This window comes from Halopseudomonas aestusnigri (genome assembly GCF_002197985.1).
Classification (GTDB): Bacteria; Pseudomonadota; Gammaproteobacteria; order Pseudomonadales; family Pseudomonadaceae; genus Halopseudomonas; species Halopseudomonas aestusnigri.
Window position 1 is genome coordinate 326,920 of the sequence record NZ_NBYK01000003.1, and the last position, 16,517, is coordinate 343,436.

Consider the following 16,517-nt stretch of genomic DNA (forward strand, 5'->3'; position numbering starts at 1 on the left):
CTTCTATTTATCTCTTTTCTGGAGTTGTTGATCATGCCTGTCGGTCTTGGCCCGTTGCCTGTGCTGTACCCTGTTCCCGGTTTTCGTCTTGGTATTGCTTCTGCGGGCATCAAGCGGGCCGGTCGCAAGGACGTGGTCGTCATGGAGGCGGCAGAAGGCTCTGCGATTGCCGGCGTGTTCACGCTCAACGCGTTTTGCGCCGCACCGGTCACCCTCTGCCGTCAGCGCATGGGCAATGCTCCGCGGTATCTGCTGGTCAACACCGGCAACGCCAATGCCGGAACCGGCAAGCCCGGCATGGCGGCAGCCGAGCGCACCTGTGAGGCACTGGCCGGTCTGGCTGGCGTTTCGCCCGAGCAGGTTTTGCCGTTCAGCACCGGCGTGATTGGCGAGCTGCTGCCCGCCGACAAAATTATTCCGGTGCTGCCGGCAGCCCTCGAAAACCTGTCCGAAGATAACTGGGCGGTCGCTGCCGAAGGCATCATGACAACCGATACCCAGCCAAAAGGCTGCAGCCGGCAGATTCAGATCGGCGGTCAGACAGTGACCATCACCGGCATCTCCAAAGGCGCCGGGATGATTCGTCCAAACATGGCTACCATGCTGGGTTACGTTGCCACCGATGCGCCGGTTGCCCAGCCGGTGCTGCAGGCGCTGCTGCGTGAAGCCGCAGATCTGTCGTTCAACCGTATCACCATCGACGGCGATACCAGCACCAACGACTCCTGCATGCTGATTGCGACCGGCAAGGCCGCCATTGCGCCGATCGACAGCACTGAGGCGGCGGGCTACGCCGAGCTGGCCGCAGCGATCAAGGACGTGCTGCTGGTGCTGGCCCAGGCCATCGTTCGTGATGGTGAGGGCGCAACCAAGTTTGTCACTGTTCAGGTCAACGGCGGCGGCAATCGCAACGAGTGCCTGGATGTCGCCTACGCTGTCGCCCACTCGCCCTTGATCAAGACTGCGCTGTTTGCCTCTGACCCGAACTGGGGCCGTATTCTGGCGGCTGTAGGCTATGCCGGCGTACCGGAACTGGATGTCGAGAAAATAGACGTCTACCTGGATGATGTCTGCATTACCCGTCAGGGTGGCCGCGCGCCAGAGTACGTTGAAGAGCAAGGTGCCCGCGTCATGGCGCAGGAAGAAATCACCATCCGTATCGAGCTCGGTCGTGGAGACATCAGCGAGACGCTGTGGACCACGGATCTGTCCCACGAATACGTGCGGATCAACGCCGAGTACCGTACCTGAGCTAATCGTCTCCCGCGCAGGTGTCGGCTGTCAGGTGCGCCGACTCGCTGCGTAATCTGCCTACCCGGTTGATGACCAGTCGTCGACCGGGTCGGGTCAGATCGGCCGGGCACAGGTGCAGCGTGCCGGCAAGAAAACCGCCATCCAGCCGTTCCGATTCTCCCAGCGGGTTGTAGCGCAGGTAACGGGCCAGCTCTCCGGTTGCGCTGATCTGCGTCAGGCCGGCGGCATGATCCTCCTGCAGAAGCTGTTCCTCGGTATCCGGCAGACCGTTGCGGTTTTCATCTACGTATACCCGCCAGCCGGCGTTCCAGTCGCCGTCCGTCGGCGCCATCACCACCGCCACATTGCCCGAGATCGCCGCCTCACGTGCCAGACGAATACTGGTGGTCAGCCGGTCAGCAGCACCATCGAGCCGACGTTGTTCAATCAGCCGGCCAAGTGATGGCGTGCCCAGGCTTATAAACAGGCCGAGGAGCGTGATTGCGACCAGCAGCTCGATCAGACTCAGGCCGCTGTTGCGCCTCCGTCTGGCGCGGCTGGGTACTTCTCTATCGGTTTCCATACCTGTCATCCCGGTGATTTGACCGGCCATCGTCCGGGTCGCGACGTTGACCTTTGCCCTTTTTATAGTGCAGGTCGTACTAGGAGGGTTCTTTGGATGAAATGTGTGAAGGGTTTCACCTTGATTGAACTAATGATCGCCCTGGTGGTGGCTGGTGTGATCCTCGGGCTAGCGGTACCGAGCATGCGCACCATGATGGCGAACAGCTCACTCAGGGCAACCACTGCCGATTTGGCATCAGCGTTGGGGGCAGCAAGAATGCAGGCACTCAGCATGCGCGCCGACGTGACTGTCAGTCCTGCCGCAGGAGGCTGGGGAAATGGCTGGACTATCGATTACCCCGCCTCATCCAGCGAGCAGGACAAGAGCTATACGCCAGAGGATGGTGTAACCGTTGATCGCGAGGATGATTCAGCTGGTCTGACGTTCTCTGCCCAGGGTGGCATTGCCGGTGGCAGCGCCGAGTTTTCGGTGTGTTCGGCAGATGCCAGTCCCGTGAAAGGATACACACTTGAACTTTCGTTTTTGGGCAAGCTGACCCAAAAGGATAAGGGGGATTGTCCATGAGCTGTGTTGCCGCTAGTTCACGCCGCCAGCGTGGGGTTGGAATGCTTGAAGTGCTGGTGGCGTTGCTCATCGTTGCGTTCGGTGCTTTAGGTTATGCCGGACTGCAGCTGACGGCGCTGCGCAATAGCACTGATGCCAATGATCGTGCCCACGCCGCGATGATTGCCCAGGACGCGATTGAGCGCATCAAGGTCAATCCGGCTGAGGCGGAGTATTACGCCAACTCCACCAATTGGCCCGAGAGTGCGGTTGGTGAGAGTGGGGGGCCTGATGACTGGAAAGGCTGCATGACCAGTATCTGCGAATCCGATGAAATGGCCATTTGGGATATCAAGCAGTTGGTCTGGGCTGCATCGTTCAGTTTGCCTGGCGGGCGAGTGATGGCGCTGGACTGTGCATTTAATTCGTTGGGTTGTGTCGTAGTCAGCTGGGAAGATCAGGAGCCGTCTCAGTGCATCAGTAATACCGGTATCAATACCGCAGATGACAGCAAGTGTCTGGTCATGGAGATATCGCTATGAAGCGCATCCAGACGGGCTTCGGGCTTATCGAATTGATGATCGCGCTGGTGCTTGGGTTGATTGCCAGCGGTGTTGCCATGCAGTTGCTGCTGGTGAACAACCAGACCTTTGCTCACCAGCGGATAGTCTCCTCGCTGGAAGAAAACGGTCAACTGCTGCTGCGTTACATGATGTCGGACATTCGCCAGGCAGGTCGTGGCACGTCCACGGACGGTACCATCGCGCCGGTCATTATGGATACCGCATTACCTGTTCACTCCACCGATGGTGCCAGCGGGGCTAATGACGAGCTGGTCATACGCTACTTCGGTGTGCGTGACTGCCAGGGCACGGGTAACGGTACCGAGCAGGACATCACCAACCACTACTTCGTCAGCGATCAGGGTGTGCTGTCCTGTAAAGGAAGCCTTACCGCCGGGACAGCAGCAGCGGAGCTGATGGAAGGTGTCGAAAGCTTTCAGGTGCAGTACGGCATTGATACCGATAGAAACGGCGAGCCCAACGTGACGCAATATGTGAATGCTGGAGGGCAGGGCAGCAACCCGATTGTAGCCATCCGCTTTGCCATCCTGCTGGCCAGTGATGGCAACGCCCAGGTTGATGCAGCAGCATCAGCCTTCTACTTGGCAGATCAGGTGATCAGCGTCGCGGCTGATGCGCGCCTGAGAAAGGTCTTCGGCTCAACAGTGATGATCCGCAACTACGACTGGGATGGTGTTTGATGACAGTTGCAATGAAGGTTCAGACGCAGCGCGGTGTGGCGTTGGTGATAGCGCTACTTGTGCTGCTGATGGTGTCTGTGCTCGGGCTGTCGGCCATGCGCGCCAGCGTCTTTTCGGCCAAGGTGGCTACCGGGGTGCAGTCAGATGTGATGACGTTCGAGGCTGCAGAGAACGCGGTTACCAGTACATACGACGCACTAACGGCACTGGATAACGAGCAGCTGTATGCCGCCGTCGATGGCAAGCCGGCAGAATACTGCATGAAGTCATCCGGGATAGCCGAAGGCGCCTGCGGCACTACCGACGCCATGGACGTTCGTGGGCTGCTGAAGTCCGGTTCGTTCAGCTACCTCGACGGCTTTAGCCCTATTGCCGGCTCGCAGGTCAGCTCTACTGGTGGTGCAGGGATATTTGTGGACTATCGGATAAATATGCTGGGTGAAAGTGAGATGGCGACCTACCGCATCGAAAACCATCACCTGCAGGAAACGCTCAAGCGCGGTATCAAACCCGGCGCTGAGATCAATTAGGGAGAGCGTGCACATGATCAATCTGAAAACAGTATTGCGCACCCGACTGCTGGCTTGCTGCCTGGGTCTGGTAATCCCGGTGTTCGCCAACGCGGATGATACAGAGATTTATTTTGCCCGGGCAAACGCGGCGAACGAACAGAATACGCCGAAAGCCAACGTGCTGATTATGCTGGATACGTCCGGCTCTATGCGTAATTGCCGCAATGGTTCGGGAAGCACCTGGTGTACTGATATAGAAAATCGACGTATCACGCTGTTGCATGAAGCAATGAAGCAGATCATTGCCGATGCGCCTAATACAGTTGAAATCGGCCTTGGGCGCTTCCGCGGTAGCTCTGGTGGGCAGATTCTGCTTCCGGTCATGCCGGTGAACGATATTACTCGTCGCTATTTCCTCGATGCTCTGGATGACATCAATGGTGGCCAGAATCTCACCAATCCTGACAGAAATGCCCAGCCTTCCGGTGGCACACCGACGTCGTTGGCGTTTGATGATATGGCAGATTACATGCTGGGTAACAGAAATCGGACCGACGTTTCCTACCCGAATTCGGGTGCCATTTGCGTAAGCAACGCGCCTGATGTCGAGGTCTGCGAAGACGTTATCGAGACCAATATCGTAGAGGTTAATGAATGCGATACTTCCGACCCTGCCTGTAACGCCAGATATGTCTGGAACACGGTACCGTCTTGTGATCTGAGCTCATCAAGCTGCCGATTGGCTAACGAGCGCGTTGTTAACCGGTGTGATACCAGACAACCTAATTGCCGTAGTTCTTCTTTCTGGTTCTTTACAACGTACTATCTGTCAGATTACCAGCAGCGGAGCACCATTTACGAACTGACCGTCGAAACCACAGTGCAGAGGTGCAATACAGTGGAAGGCGGGTGTGCTGATGAACGCGTTGTTGTAAGTGGCAATAACTTTGTTTCGCCTGTAAACACCGCCAATCAGTGCGAGTCGAATCACATTATCCTGTTTACAGACGGTGCTCCCTCTGGTGATGATCCTGAGGATGTTGGGCTCGTCAGTTGTGGCAGAAACTCCTACGAGTGTCAGGAGCGCATCGCTGCGCATCTCAACTCCAACAGCAATCGCCTGAATACTCCGATCAAGACCCACAATATTGGTTTGTACATGGGGGCCTCCACGCTGGCCAACATGCAAGCCGTGTCAGGTGCTGGTGGTGGGGAGACCTACGACTCTGACAGCGCGGAGTCGTTGTTGGAAGCCTTCCAGGAAACGCTCGACCTGATCGATGAAGACGCGCGCTCCATCTCTGCGCCGGGTGTGGCTGTAAATGCCATGAACCGTTTCCAGCATTTGGATCAGCTGTATTACTCCGTTTTCCAACCGTTCGAAAGCAGCTACTGGAATGGCAACCTGAAGCGCTATCACGTGGTCGACGGTGAAATTCATGGCCAGAACGGCTATGCGGTTGATCCGGCTACCGGGTACTTCCGTACCGGCTCTCGGAGTATGTGGAGCTCCATGATCGATGGTCCGGACGTTACCAAGGGTGGAGCCCGTGAGCAGGTGAGCACGCGTAACCTGTTCTACACAACTTCCTTAGGCGGTGACCTGCAGGAAATGAACTGGGGCAGCACCAGCGTACCCAGCAATACCCAGCTTGGGTTAGCTGCCAATGCCAGCTCGGCGCAGCGCACCGCGCTGTTGAACGAACTCAAGACCATGTGGGGTGATCCGCTTCACAGCGTTCCGGTTATGGTCAATTACGGTGAAGACGCAGAAAACAACTACGTATTCGTCTCGACCAATGGCGGCATGCTGCATGCAATTGACACCGAAGACGGGTCAGAGGCCTTTGCCTTTATGCCGCATGAGATTCTGCAGAAGGCCAATCTCTACACCACCAGCCGTCCCCCGCTCAGGGTAAACAATACTCGCCAGACCTATGGGTTGGACGGCAGCTGGGTTGCCTGGCGCAAGGGCGGCGCCAACGCGATGGCTGAGCCGGAGTTCGTCTACCTGTATGGTGGCATGCGTCGCGGCGGGCGGAACTACTATGCTCTGGATGTAACTGACCCGACTGATCCTGAGATGCTCTGGCAGGTGAACAATAGCTCGGAGGACCTTGCCGGTCTTGGCCAGACCTGGTCGACTCCGACCTTGACCAGTGTGCCCGATGGCAGTGGCAGCGAGGTGCCAATTATTGTGGTTGGTGGTGGTTACAGCCCGAATGACCACGACAACTATTCTGCCCTCTCTACCGGTGACGAGATGGGCAATATGGTCTACTTCCTCGATGCGCGCACGGGCGAGGTTGTGTGGTCAGCTGGTGGTCGCAATGATGCCGTCAAACCCGTCAACAGCATGAAGTGGGCGGTGCCCAGCAGTATCGCCGTGGTCGATATCGATTTTGATGGTGTTGCCGATCACATGTATTACGGCGACCTCGGTGGTCAGGTTTTCCGTATCACTATCGAGGATGATGGTGACCATGTGGTTGAGCGAATCGCCAACCTCGGTGGAGGTACGAGCTCGGCCCGCAGACGTTTCTATGAGGCCCCTGCTGTCGGCCTGGTCAAAGCCAACACGGGCAACGAACTCTACGTTGTTATCGGTTCCGGATACCGGGCTCATCCCCTGGACGAAACGACTACTGACGGTGTGTTCGTGATCAGGGACAGGACTGCGTTGAACCGCAGTGCTACCCAGGCGGAAGCGACCATCAGCAATCTGACCAATGTGACGGCCGGTGGGACTCCGCTGACAACTCAACGCGGCTGGTATTACACCTTTGCCGAGACGGGTGAAAAGGCTCTGGCGTCGCCAATTATTTTCAATAACCGGATTCTGTTTACCACCTATGCACCAACGGTAGATCAGGAGTACGACAACCCCTGTGCTGTCCGGTATGGGCGTTCCTACTTGCATACCGTTAATCTCCTGACTGCCCGCCCAGCGGCCCTGTCGGATGACTTGCCAACACCAACGTCCCGCAGCCAGGCGCTGGAACAGTCAACGCCTGCACCAACGCCAACCCTCCTGGTTGACGACGAAGGAAGGGTGATTACCATTGTGGGTACTGAAGTCGTTGGCGAAGGTGCGCTGGGTGATCCGCGTCTGCGCAAGCGTCGCTGGATGCAGTTGCCGCCGGACGAGGCAAATACTATCCGCGAGGAGCATTCAGTGCAGGACACAGAGGGTGGGGAGTAAGTGAGCGTGCAAGTGATGTCTCGCAAAAGCAGGGGTTTTACCCTGATAGAAGTGATGATTGTGGTCGTGATCATCGGACTGCTGGCGGCTATGGCCTACCCTTCCTACACGGCATACGTCGAGCGCGGGTTGCAGCGTGAGGCGCAGGGGCAGATTGTGGAACTGGCCAGTGCCCTGGAGCGCTACCGCAGCAAGAACTTCTCCTATGGGGGGGCAACGGTTGCTGCGCTGGCCCCGGAGCTCAACGCAAACGTCAATTACGGGGTGCAGCTCACTATTCCGGCGGGTAACCAGACCTACCGAATTGTGGCGACTCCGAGGGGGCGGATGGCTGGCACCGATACGCTCACGTGGGACAGCGACGGCACGGCGTCCTGGGAATAGGTGGCATGCCCGGAGCGCCTAGCGGCGCTCCAGCAACACTCCTGATTCCATGTGATGGGTATAGGGGAATTGATCGAACAGGGCGCACCGCACTACGCGGTGCGTTTTTGTAAGTTCCTGCAGGTTCTCGGCAAGCGTTTCTGGGTTGCAGGAAATGTACAGGATGCGGCGGTAGCCTTTGACCAGTTCGAGCGTGGCCGGGTCAAGGCCGGCGCGCGGCGGGTCGACGAATACGGTGCCGAACTTGAAACCGCTCAGGTCGATGCCCTGCAGGCGGCGGAATGGGCGCACGCCGGTCAGGGCCTGGGTGACCTCTTCGCTGGCCAGGCGGACCAGGGTGACGTTTTCCACAGCATTGATCTGCAGGTTTTCCTGAGCCGCACGAACCGAGCTTTTTGCCAGTTCGGTCGCCAGTACTCGGCGGAAGCGGGTGGACAGCGGCAATGTGAAGTTGCCGTTGCCGCAGTACAGTTCGAGCAGATCGTCGTCGTTTTCACCTGCGGCATCCAGGGCCCAGCTCAGCATGTGCTGGTTCACTTCGCCGTTGGGCTGGGTGAAGCCCCCTTCGATTTGCTGGTAATGCCACTGGCGACCGGCCACCTCCAATGTTTCCGTCACATGATCCGTCTGCAGTACGCGCTTCTGGCCGCGGCTGCGGCCGATCAGCTGCACTCCCAGTTGCTCGCCCAGTGCCCTGGCTGGTGCGTCCCAGCTGTCATCCAGCGGGCGGTGGTAACACAGGGTAATCAGTGCCTGGTCAGACAGCGTGGTCAGAAACTCGATCTGAAACAGCTTGCGGCCGAGCACGGGATCAGCCTTGCAGGCTTCGAGCAGCGGCATCATTAACTCGTTGATGCGGCGGCTGGCGATAGGCAGTTGCTCGATCAGGATCGGGCTGCGCTTGTCGCCCTGCTCGAACATGGCGTAATACGGCACCCCGGCTTCGTACCAGAGACGAAACTCGGCGCGCAGGCGGAAGTGCTCCCGTGCCGACTCAAACACGTCAGGCTCAGGGGCGCTGAATGGCGCGAGCAATGCCTTGAGGCGCTCACGCTTTTCGTTGAGTTGCGCGTCGTACTGCTCGGGCTGGAATGCGGTGCTCATCAGTTAAACAGCGCCAGTTTGATCACGAACAACCCCGCCAGGATATACAGGCTGGGGTTCAGGTCACGCCAGCGTCCGGCCAGGACCTTGATCAGCGTCCAGCTGATAAAGCCCAGGGCGATACCGTTGGCGATCGAGAAGGTCAGCGGCATGGCCAGTGCGGTTACCACGACGGGGGCAGCCTCGGTCAGGTCATCCCAGTTGATCTGCACCAGGCCGTGGGTCATCAGCACGGCGACGAACAGCAGCGCTGGTGCAGTCGCGTAGCCCGGTACCGCGGTGGCCAGTGGTGAGAAGAACATGCTGAGCAGAAACAGCAGGGCGACCACGCATGCGGTCAGGCCGGTGCGGCCGCCTGCGCTGGTACCGGCAGTAGATTCGATGTAGCTGGTGGTGGTGGATGTGCCAAGCGCGGCGCCGGCCATGGTGGCGGTGCTGTCGGCCATCAGTGCGCGGCCCAGGCGCGGCATCTTGCCATCCGGCTCGACCAGATTTGCCTTCTGCGCGACACCGATCAGGGTGCCGGAGGTGTCAAACAGGTCAACGAACAGGAAGGCGAAGATCACGCTCAGCAAGCCGACTTCCAGGGCGCCCTTGATGTCCAGTTCAAGGAAGGTGGGTTTCAGGCTGGGTGGCGCGGAGACGATGCCGTTAGTGTGGCTCAGGCCGATGATGAAGCTGATGGCCGTGATCAGCAGAATGCCGATCATCACGGCCCCGGTGACCTTGCGATAGGCAAGGGCCACAATCACTGCAAAGCCTGCGGCAGCAAGCAGCGGTTCGGGTTTGCTCAGGTCGCCCAGGGCTACCAGGGTTGCCGGGTGATCAACGACCAGGCCCGCACTTTTCAGCGCGATCAGTGCCAAAAACAGGCCGATACCGGCGGCAATCGCCGAGCGCAGCGGCAGCGGGATGCTGTTGATGATCCACTCGCGGATGCGGAACAGGCTGAGCAGGAAGAACAGAAAACCGGAGAGAAAGACGGCGCCCAGCGCTACCTGCCAGCTGTAGCCCATCGAGCCGACAACGGTATAGCTGAAAAAGGCATTCAGGCCCATGCCGGGGGCCAGTGCAATCGGGTAGTTGGCCCAGAGCCCCATGACCAGCGAGCCGATGGCTGCAGCCAGGCAGGTGGCGACAAACGCGGCGCCCGGGTCAATGCCGGCGTCGGCCATCATCATCGGGTTGACGAAGATGATGTATGCCATGGTCAGGAAGGTAGTGACGCCAGCAAGTACTTCGGTGCGTACGTTGCTACCGTTTTCGCGCAGTTTGAACAGTTTTTCCAGCATGAGAGGGGGCTTTCCGGTCAGGAGGGCAGAAAGCGACGCATTGTAGCGGATTCGCGGCACCGGGTGAATTTTTGCCGACAATGTGTCAGGCTTGTCGGCCATTTTTTGCGGAGGCTCCCCATGAGCAACATGATTGATACCGACGAGAAACGCGTCAGCTACGGCATCGGCCGTCAGATGGGCGAGCAACTGCTGGCCAGTAACATTCCCGATCTGGCGCTGGAGCTGGTTGCTGCCGGCCTGAAGGACGCCTTCCAGCAGCAGCCCAGTCAGGTTCCAGAGGCAGAGCTGCAGGCGGCGTTCCAGGTGCTGCAGGGCAAGATGCAGGCCGCTGCTGAAGCCGCTGCGGCGCAAGCTGCACAGGCCGGCGTTGATTTCCTGGCCGAGAATGCCAAGCGTGAGGGTGTCATTACCCTGGAATCCGGTCTGCAGTACGAGGTTGTTACCGCCGGTACGGGTGCAACGCCGGACGTCAGTTCAACTGTTCGCACTCACTACGAAGGCACGCTGATTTCCGGTGAGGTCTTCGACAGCTCCTACAAGCGCGGTCAGCCGGCCGAATTCCCGGTTGGCGGTGTAATCGCTGGTTGGACCGAAGCCCTGCAATTGATGCAGGAAGGCGCCAAGTGGCGTCTGTATATCCCGTCCGAGCTGGCCTATGGCGCTCGTGGCGCGGGTAACAGCATTCCGCCGCACAGCGCGCTGATTTTCGATATCGAGCTGATCAAGGTTCTCTGATTGGTCTGGACGCGGTTCCGCGTTCAACCCGTTGCCGGACGCGCGCCTAACCCCGATCCCTGCGCACGGTCACGGCATGCCGTGAGCGTGGGGTGGTAACCGTGGGTGTCGGTACATCTGTTGGTTTATGCGCGGCGGGTTTGCGGACGCGACATGTCGCGTCCCTACAGGTGCATCGTAGGACCACGGCATGCCGTGACTGTGGGGCCTGCGGGGTATCCGCCGGCGGGTGTTGTATCGTGCAATCTTGACCCCGGGCACGGCACGCCGTGCCCCTGCGGGTGTGCGCTTGGCTCCGATCCTTGTGTAGGGTCACGGCATGCCGTGACCGGGCCACCCCGCTGGGTTTCAGGTGTGGCGCCCTCTGCACGGCGAGGGCCTGCAATCGCTTAGAAGCTGCGCTTGACTGCGAAGCGCGCCAGTTGCTCCAGGGCGTCGCGGTAGATTGATGCCGGCAGGGCGTCGAGCAGCGCGACGGCGCGATCGGCGTGCTCTTGTGCGAGGCGCGCGGTGTAATCCAGGGCGCCACAGTCGGTGACGGCTGCACGAATCGGTGCGATATCGTCCGTACCACCCTTTTGAATGGCGCTGCGCACCAGGGCGGCCTGTTCGGCGCTGCCGTTGCGCATGGTATAGATCAGCGGCAGGGTGGGTTTGCCTTCAGCCAGATCGTCACCAACGTTTTTGCCCATTTCGGCGGCGTCACCGCTGTAATCCAGCAGGTCGTCCATTAGCTGGAATGCGATGCCGAGGGCGTCGCCATACTGGCGCAAGGCTTCGGTCTGTTCGCTGCTTGCCTTGCTGAGAATGGCGGCGCTGTGGCACGCGGCTTCAAACAGCATGGCCGTTTTGCTGCGGATGACTTCCATATAGGTGGCTTCGTCGGTATTGGCGTCACGCACCTTGGAAAGCTGCAGTACCTCGCCTTCGGCAATCACGTTGGTCGCGTTGGCAAGGATGCGCATGACGTCCAGTTCGCCGAGGGCAACCATCATCTCGAAGGCTCGGGAGTAGAGAAAGTCACCGACCAGTACGCTCGGCGCGTTGCCCCAGAGGGCGTTGGCGGTGGAGCGTCCCCGGCGCATGTCGGAGGTGTCGACCACGTCGTCATGCAGCAGGGTGGCGGTATGCAGGAATTCAATGATGGCAGCCAGCTTGTGCTGGTCCGGGCCCTGCGCGTCGCAGGCTCTGGCGCTGAGCAACACCACCAGGGGGCGCAGACGTTTGCCGCCGGCGCTGATGATGTAATGGCCGATCTTTTCCACGAGAGGTACCCGGGAGTGCAGTTGGTCCAGGATCAGCTGGTTGACCGCAGCAAAGTCTCCGGCGACCGGCTCGTAGAAAGGCAACGTGCTCATTGATTGCAGAATTCCAGAAAAGGTTCCGCGGCATGCTAGGTTGCGGGCCCCAAGCTGTCAAGGAACGCGGGTTTTGCGCGCATTGCGGTACTTGCTTAATGTCGGACGGTTGAGTAAAATCCGCGCCCTGAGATAAAGCATCCCTGTTTTGACAATGGCAAGGTCGATTTCGATAGGCGAAGTCACTTGCAGCCATGCCAGCCAATAACCATTCCTCTAAAGCGCTGGGTGAGCAGGATTACGGAGAAAGCAACATGTACGCAGTCATTGTTACCGGCGGCAAGCAATACAAGGTCGCTGAAGGCGAGTTCCTGAAAGTAGAGAAACTGGACGCTGAAACCGGCGCCACCATCGAGTTTGACAAGGTTCTGCTGGTTGCAAACGGCGACGACGTCAAGATCGGTGCTCCGGTTGTTGAGGGTGCCAAGGTGACTGCAGAAGTCAGCGCGCACGGTCGTGGCGATAAAGTTCGCATCATCAAGTTCCGTCGCCGCAAGCACCACATGAAGCGTCAGGGCCACCGTCAGTGGTACACCGAAATCAAGATCACCGGCATCTCTGCCTAAGCTGATTCAGGAGAGTAAAGACTCATGGCACACAAAAAAGCAGGCGGTTCCACGCGTAACGGCCGCGATTCAGAATCCAAACGACTTGGTGTGAAAATGTACGGTGGCCAGGCCATCGTTCCGGGCAACATCATTGTTCGTCAGCGCGGCACCGAATTCCATCCCGGCAAGAACGTCGGCATGGGCAAGGATCACACGCTGTTCGCCAAGGTCGAAGGTGTGGTCAAGTTTGAAGTCAAAGGCAAGTTCGGTCGTCGTTACGTCAGTGTCGTAACCGCCTGATAAGCCCCAGCTTCTGAAAAGCCCTGTCTTGCGACGGGGCTTTTTTGTTTGTAGCGTATCTTTTCCAATAGCCCGTCCCGCCTGGGAAGGGGAGATAAATGAAATTTGTTGATGAGGTAGCCATTACGGTCAAGGCCGGTGATGGTGGTAATGGCTGCATGAGCTTCCGTCGCGAGAAGTTCATTCCCAAGGGTGGTCCGGATGGTGGAGACGGCGGTGACGGCGGCTCTATCTATCTTGAGGCTGATCCCAATCTGAATACGCTGGTCGACTACCGCTATACGCGCCGCTTCAATGCGCAGCGTGGCGAGAATGGTCGCGGCAGTGACTGCACTGGTGCCAAGGGTGAGGACATGGTTCTCCCGGTGCCGGTTGGTACTACCGTGATTGATGCGGGGACCCAGGAAATCATTGGTGACCTGACCGAGGCTGGTCAGCGTCTGCTGGTAGCGCAGGGTGGTTTCCATGGTCTGGGTAACATCCGGTTCAAGTCCAGCGTGAATCGGGCTCCGCGTCAGACCACGCAGGGTTCGCTTGGCGAGCTGCGTGATCTGAAGCTGGAGCTCAAGGTGCTGGCGGACGTGGGTTTGCTGGGTCTGCCGAACGCGGGCAAGAGTACCTTTATTCGCTCGGTTTCGGCGGCCAAGCCGAAGGTGGCTGATTATCCGTTTACCACCATGGTGCCGAATCTGGGTGTGGTCGATGTTGGGCAGCTGCGCAGCTTCGTGATCGCGGATATTCCGGGTGTTATTGCCGGTGCTGCTGATGGTGCGGGTTTAGGGACGCGTTTCCTCAAGCACTTGTCGCGCACGCGCCTGTTGCTGCATCTGGTCGATATGGCGCCGCTGGATCAGTCTGATCCGGTAGAGGCGGTCGAAACCATTATTCACGAGCTGGGCAAGTTCAGTCCGTCGCTGACCCTGCGTGAGCGCTGGCTGGTGCTGAACAAATGCGATCAACTGCTGGAAGACGAGCAGCAGGCGATCCTGGATGATGTGGTCGAGCGTCTGGAGTGGGAAGGTCCGGTTTACGTTATTTCCGCCTCCGAGCGTCTGGGCACTGCTGAGTTGGCCAAGGATGTAATGAACTGGCTCGATGAGCGTGAGCATCGTCTGGTCGAGGATGAGGAATACGCCGCCGAGATGGCTGAGCTGGATCAGCGCATCGAGGATGAGGCGCGTGCCCACATTCAGAATCTGGATGATCGTCGCGCGCTGCGCAAGCAGGGTATTTCGGCGGATGATCTGGATGATGATGACGACGACGAGGATGACGAGGACGGTCCGGAGATCTTCTACGTCCACTGATTGCTTCGAGTTGTCAGGTGAAGAGTTCCGTGGCGGCCGCCGCTGCTGCCGCGGTTTGTCTTTGGCATTTTGTTGATGGGATCAGCATGCGTGAAAAGGTAACCGGGGCCCGTCGCTGGGTGGTCAAGATTGGCAGTGCGCTGCTGACCGGCGATGGACGTGGTCTCGATCAGGCGGCGATGGCGGTATGGGTTGAGCAATTGGCGGCATTGCGTGCCTCCGGTGCGCAAGTGGTATTGGTGTCTTCCGGTGCGGTGGCGGCCGGTATGAGTCGTCTTGGTTGGTCCGAGCGACCGAAGACGACTCATGACCTGCAGGCGGCTGCTGCCATCGGTCAGATGGGGCTGGTGCAGGCCTGGGAGTCGAGCTTTCAGCGTCACGGGCTGTCCACCGCCCAGATTCTGCTGACCCATGACGATTTATCTGATCGCAAACGTTACCTGAATGCGCGCAGCACCTTGCGTGCGTTGCTGGACCTGGGCGTTATTCCGGTTATCAACGAAAACGATACGGTGATCACTGACGAGATCCGCTTCGGGGATAACGACACCTTGGGTGCGTTGGTAACCAACCTGGTCGAGGCGGACCTGCTGGTTATCTTGACGGATCGCGACGGCCTGTTCACTGCTGATCCGCGCAGCAACCCGAGTGCCGAGCTGGTGTCGTCGGCGATGGCTGACGATCCGGCGCTGGATGCGATGGCGGGCGGCAGTTCCGGTGCGCTTGGTCGAGGCGGTATGGCTACCAAGCTGCGAGCTGCGCGCCTGGCGGCCCGCTCCGGGGCGGCAACCGTGATTGTTGGTGGACGCATTGAGCGGGTGATTGATCGTCTGCATGCGGGGGAGTCGCTCGGGACGTTGCTGCTGTCAGAGAAAGGCATGCTGGCAGCGCGCAAGCAGTGGCTGGCCGGGCATTTGCAGACGCGGGGGCGCCTGTTGCTGGATGCGGGAGCGGTCAGGGCTTTGCGTTCCGGCAGAACCAGTCTGTTGCCAGTCGGTGTGACCGCAGTTGAGGGTGGCTTCCGTCGCGGTGAGATGGTGGTCTGCGTGGGGCCTGACGGGCGCGAGGTGGCGCGCGGCCTGGCCAATTACGCGGCGCAGGATGCGGCGCGTATCGCCGGCAAATCGACCGATGAGATCGCCGGCATTCTCGGCTATATCGACGATCCGGAGATGGTGCACAAGGACAATCTGGTCTTGGTGTGATCTGTGCGGCCACGGCATGCCGTGGCTCTGCAGGGCTCAAGTTGTGTTGGTGCATGATATCGCGGCTGGATGCGTAACCCATTTGCCCGGCTAGTAGCCAGCCCCCGTCATTCCTGCGCAGGCAGGAATCCAGTGATGCGTCAGGGTGGGTATGGATCCTCGCCCGCGCGAGGATGACGGGGTGGTAGGGCGTCGGGCGGTCGTAGGGTTACGACATGTCGTGGCTGCGACCGCGCGCGCATCAACCAACAGTGCACCAATAGCCCGTCATTCCTGCGCAGGCAGGAATCCAGTGATGCGTCAGAGCGCATATGGGTCCTCGCCTGTGCGAGGATGGCGGGGTGACAGGGGTGTCGGTCACTTGTAGGGATGCGACATGTCGCGTCCGCAATATTGTGTATTTTCTGCAGGCACAAAAAAACCGGCCAAGGCCGGTTTTTTCATTCAGCAAGAACAGCGGTATCAGGCGGCTTCAGCCATGGCCTTGATGTGCGCGTTCAGGCGGCTCTTGTGGCGAGCGGCCTTGTTCTTGTTGATGATGCCTTTGTCAGCCATGCGGTCGATGACCGGAACAGCAGCGGTGTAGGCTGCCTTGGCTTTGTCGAGGTCCTTGGCATCAATCGCCTTGACGACGTTTTTGATGTAGGTACGGACCATGGAGCGCAGGCTTGCATTGTGGTTGCGGCGCTTCTCGGCCTGCTTGGCGCGTTTCTTGGCTTGAGGTGAGTTGGCCACCGTCTTGCTCCTCAGAAAATCTGGATGAATTAGGTACAAACAAGGCCGCGTACTATGCCGCCGGTCTTGCCGATTGTCAAGCCTGTATGGGCTTGCTTGAACGGCTGTGTTGACCGGTGGTCACAGTGGCCGATGGGGCAGCATTTTACACACGTGCGGCCTGACAAGGGCAAGTGCGCGCCGCTATGATGGCGCTTTTATTTGGT

Annotated in this window: 17 protein-coding genes; 12 read left to right on the forward strand and 5 right to left on the reverse strand. The window is 59.1% G+C overall.

The features are described 5' to 3' along the window. Positions 1-33 precede the first annotated feature (33 nt). Positions 34-1,251 (forward strand): bifunctional glutamate N-acetyltransferase/amino-acid acetyltransferase ArgJ, encoded by a 1,218-nt coding sequence (gene argJ / locus B7O88_RS07660; RefSeq protein WP_088274845.1) that lies wholly within the window; start codon positions 34-36, stop codon positions 1,249-1,251. 1 nt (position 1,252) lies between these two features. On the opposite strand, the gene B7O88_RS07665 is transcribed toward argJ, so the two are convergent. Further along, entirely contained in the window at positions 1,253-1,816 is a 564-nt protein-coding gene (locus tag B7O88_RS07665) for a GspH/FimT family pseudopilin (protein ID WP_160003166.1), read from the reverse strand. Positions 1,817-1,912: 96 nt separating this feature from the next. Between B7O88_RS07665 and B7O88_RS07670 the strand changes: the two genes are divergently transcribed. Genes B7O88_RS07670 through B7O88_RS18160 form a run of 6 tightly spaced genes read left to right on the forward strand, consistent with a single transcriptional unit; the run spans position 1,913 to position 7,724 of the window. After that, positions 1,913-2,383 carry a GspH/FimT family pseudopilin gene (locus tag B7O88_RS07670; RefSeq protein ID WP_088274918.1) on the forward strand — a complete coding sequence of 157 codons (471 nt, stop codon included), beginning with the start codon at positions 1,913-1,915 and terminating at the stop codon, positions 2,381-2,383. After that, positions 2,380-2,904 (forward strand): type IV pilus modification protein PilV, encoded by a 525-nt coding sequence (pilV, locus tag B7O88_RS07675; protein WP_088274849.1) that lies wholly within the window; start codon positions 2,380-2,382, stop codon positions 2,902-2,904. The genes B7O88_RS07670 and pilV overlap by 4 nt, the downstream gene beginning before the upstream one ends. Further along, the gene (locus tag B7O88_RS07680; RefSeq protein WP_088274920.1) at positions 2,901-3,626 is read left to right on the forward strand and encodes a PilW family protein; all 726 of its coding nucleotides are present in this window, start codon (positions 2,901-2,903) and stop codon (positions 3,624-3,626) included. The genes pilV and B7O88_RS07680 overlap by 4 nt, the downstream gene beginning before the upstream one ends. Before the next feature lie 11 nt (positions 3,627-3,637). Continuing rightward, positions 3,638-4,156 (forward strand): PilX N-terminal domain-containing pilus assembly protein, encoded by a 519-nt coding sequence (locus B7O88_RS07685; RefSeq protein ID WP_200818428.1) that lies wholly within the window; start codon positions 3,638-3,640, stop codon positions 4,154-4,156. A 13-nt stretch (positions 4,157-4,169) separates the two neighbouring features. After that, positions 4,170-7,340, forward strand: a complete 3,171-nt coding sequence (locus B7O88_RS07690) for a PilC/PilY family type IV pilus protein (protein ID WP_088274853.1) — start codon at positions 4,170-4,172, stop codon at positions 7,338-7,340. A 15-nt stretch (positions 7,341-7,355) separates the two neighbouring features. Continuing rightward, on the forward strand, positions 7,356-7,724 hold the full coding sequence (locus tag B7O88_RS18160) for a type IV pilin protein (RefSeq protein WP_140418570.1): 369 nt from the start codon (positions 7,356-7,358) through the stop codon (positions 7,722-7,724). 18 nt (positions 7,725-7,742) lie between these two features. On the opposite strand, the gene trmA is transcribed toward B7O88_RS18160, so the two are convergent. Both trmA and B7O88_RS07705 read right to left on the reverse strand, forming a co-directional pair. After that, a complete protein-coding gene (gene trmA, locus B7O88_RS07700) occupies positions 7,743-8,828 on the reverse strand; it encodes a tRNA (uridine(54)-C5)-methyltransferase TrmA (protein ID WP_088274857.1) in 1,086 nt (361 codons plus the stop codon). Further along, a complete protein-coding gene (locus B7O88_RS07705; RefSeq protein WP_088274859.1) occupies positions 8,828-10,120 on the reverse strand; it encodes an NCS2 family permease in 1,293 nt (430 codons plus the stop codon). The genes trmA and B7O88_RS07705 overlap by 1 nt, the downstream gene beginning before the upstream one ends. Positions 10,121-10,240: 120 nt before the next feature. On the opposite strand from B7O88_RS07705, the gene B7O88_RS07710 reads away from it, so the two are divergent. Then, positions 10,241-10,858 carry an FKBP-type peptidyl-prolyl cis-trans isomerase gene (locus tag B7O88_RS07710; protein WP_088274861.1) on the forward strand — a complete coding sequence of 206 codons (618 nt, stop codon included), beginning with the start codon at positions 10,241-10,243 and terminating at the stop codon, positions 10,856-10,858. A gap of 389 nt (positions 10,859-11,247) precedes the next feature. On the opposite strand, the gene ispB is transcribed toward B7O88_RS07710, so the two are convergent. Beyond that, positions 11,248-12,216 (reverse strand): octaprenyl diphosphate synthase, encoded by a 969-nt coding sequence (ispB, locus tag B7O88_RS07715; protein WP_088274863.1) that lies wholly within the window; start codon positions 12,214-12,216, stop codon positions 11,248-11,250. Between the two features lie 254 nt (positions 12,217-12,470). Between ispB and rplU the strand changes: the two genes are divergently transcribed. The 4 genes from rplU to proB all read left to right on the forward strand — a co-directional run bounded on the left by rplU (position 12,471) and on the right by proB (position 15,576). Continuing rightward, positions 12,471-12,782 carry a 50S ribosomal protein L21 gene (gene rplU, locus B7O88_RS07720; protein ID WP_088274864.1) on the forward strand — a complete coding sequence of 104 codons (312 nt, stop codon included), beginning with the start codon at positions 12,471-12,473 and terminating at the stop codon, positions 12,780-12,782. 24 nt (positions 12,783-12,806) lie between these two features. Continuing rightward, positions 12,807-13,064, forward strand: a complete 258-nt coding sequence (gene rpmA / locus B7O88_RS07725) for a 50S ribosomal protein L27 (RefSeq protein ID WP_088274866.1) — start codon at positions 12,807-12,809, stop codon at positions 13,062-13,064. Positions 13,065-13,162: 98 nt separating this feature from the next. Then, the gene (gene cgtA, locus B7O88_RS07730) at positions 13,163-14,371 is read left to right on the forward strand and encodes an Obg family GTPase CgtA (RefSeq protein WP_088274868.1); all 1,209 of its coding nucleotides are present in this window, start codon (positions 13,163-13,165) and stop codon (positions 14,369-14,371) included. An 86-nt stretch (positions 14,372-14,457) separates the two neighbouring features. After that, the gene (proB, locus tag B7O88_RS07735) at positions 14,458-15,576 is read left to right on the forward strand and encodes a glutamate 5-kinase (protein ID WP_088274922.1); all 1,119 of its coding nucleotides are present in this window, start codon (positions 14,458-14,460) and stop codon (positions 15,574-15,576) included. Between the two features lie 462 nt (positions 15,577-16,038). On the opposite strand, the gene rpsT is transcribed toward proB, so the two are convergent. After that, entirely contained in the window at positions 16,039-16,311 is a 273-nt protein-coding gene (gene rpsT, locus B7O88_RS07740) for a 30S ribosomal protein S20 (RefSeq protein ID WP_083725310.1), read from the reverse strand. Between the last annotated feature and the right edge of the window lie 206 nt (positions 16,312-16,517).

Coding starts and splice junctions, on each gene's coding strand:
- argJ (WP_088274845.1), top strand. CDS start 34: ATGCCTGTCGGTCTTGGCCCGTTGCCTGTGCTGTACCCTGTTCCCGGT.
- B7O88_RS07665 (WP_160003166.1), bottom strand. CDS start 1,816: ATGGAAACCGATAGAGAAGTACCCAGCCGCGCCAGACGGAGGCGCAAC.
- B7O88_RS07670 (WP_088274918.1), top strand. CDS start 1,913: ATGAAATGTGTGAAGGGTTTCACCTTGATTGAACTAATGATCGCCCTG.
- pilV (WP_088274849.1), top strand. CDS start 2,380: ATGAGCTGTGTTGCCGCTAGTTCACGCCGCCAGCGTGGGGTTGGAATG.
- B7O88_RS07680 (WP_088274920.1), top strand. CDS start 2,901: ATGAAGCGCATCCAGACGGGCTTCGGGCTTATCGAATTGATGATCGCG.
- B7O88_RS07685 (WP_200818428.1), top strand. CDS start 3,638: ATGAAGGTTCAGACGCAGCGCGGTGTGGCGTTGGTGATAGCGCTACTT.
- B7O88_RS07690 (WP_088274853.1), top strand. CDS start 4,170: ATGATCAATCTGAAAACAGTATTGCGCACCCGACTGCTGGCTTGCTGC.
- B7O88_RS18160 (WP_140418570.1), top strand. CDS start 7,356: ATGTCTCGCAAAAGCAGGGGTTTTACCCTGATAGAAGTGATGATTGTG.
- trmA (WP_088274857.1), bottom strand. CDS start 8,828: ATGAGCACCGCATTCCAGCCCGAGCAGTACGACGCGCAACTCAACGAA.
- B7O88_RS07705 (WP_088274859.1), bottom strand. CDS start 10,120: ATGCTGGAAAAACTGTTCAAACTGCGCGAAAACGGTAGCAACGTACGC.
- B7O88_RS07710 (WP_088274861.1), top strand. CDS start 10,241: ATGAGCAACATGATTGATACCGACGAGAAACGCGTCAGCTACGGCATC.
- ispB (WP_088274863.1), bottom strand. CDS start 12,216: ATGAGCACGTTGCCTTTCTACGAGCCGGTCGCCGGAGACTTTGCTGCG.
- rplU (WP_088274864.1), top strand. CDS start 12,471: ATGTACGCAGTCATTGTTACCGGCGGCAAGCAATACAAGGTCGCTGAA.
- rpmA (WP_088274866.1), top strand. CDS start 12,807: ATGGCACACAAAAAAGCAGGCGGTTCCACGCGTAACGGCCGCGATTCA.
- cgtA (WP_088274868.1), top strand. CDS start 13,163: ATGAAATTTGTTGATGAGGTAGCCATTACGGTCAAGGCCGGTGATGGT.
- proB (WP_088274922.1), top strand. CDS start 14,458: ATGCGTGAAAAGGTAACCGGGGCCCGTCGCTGGGTGGTCAAGATTGGC.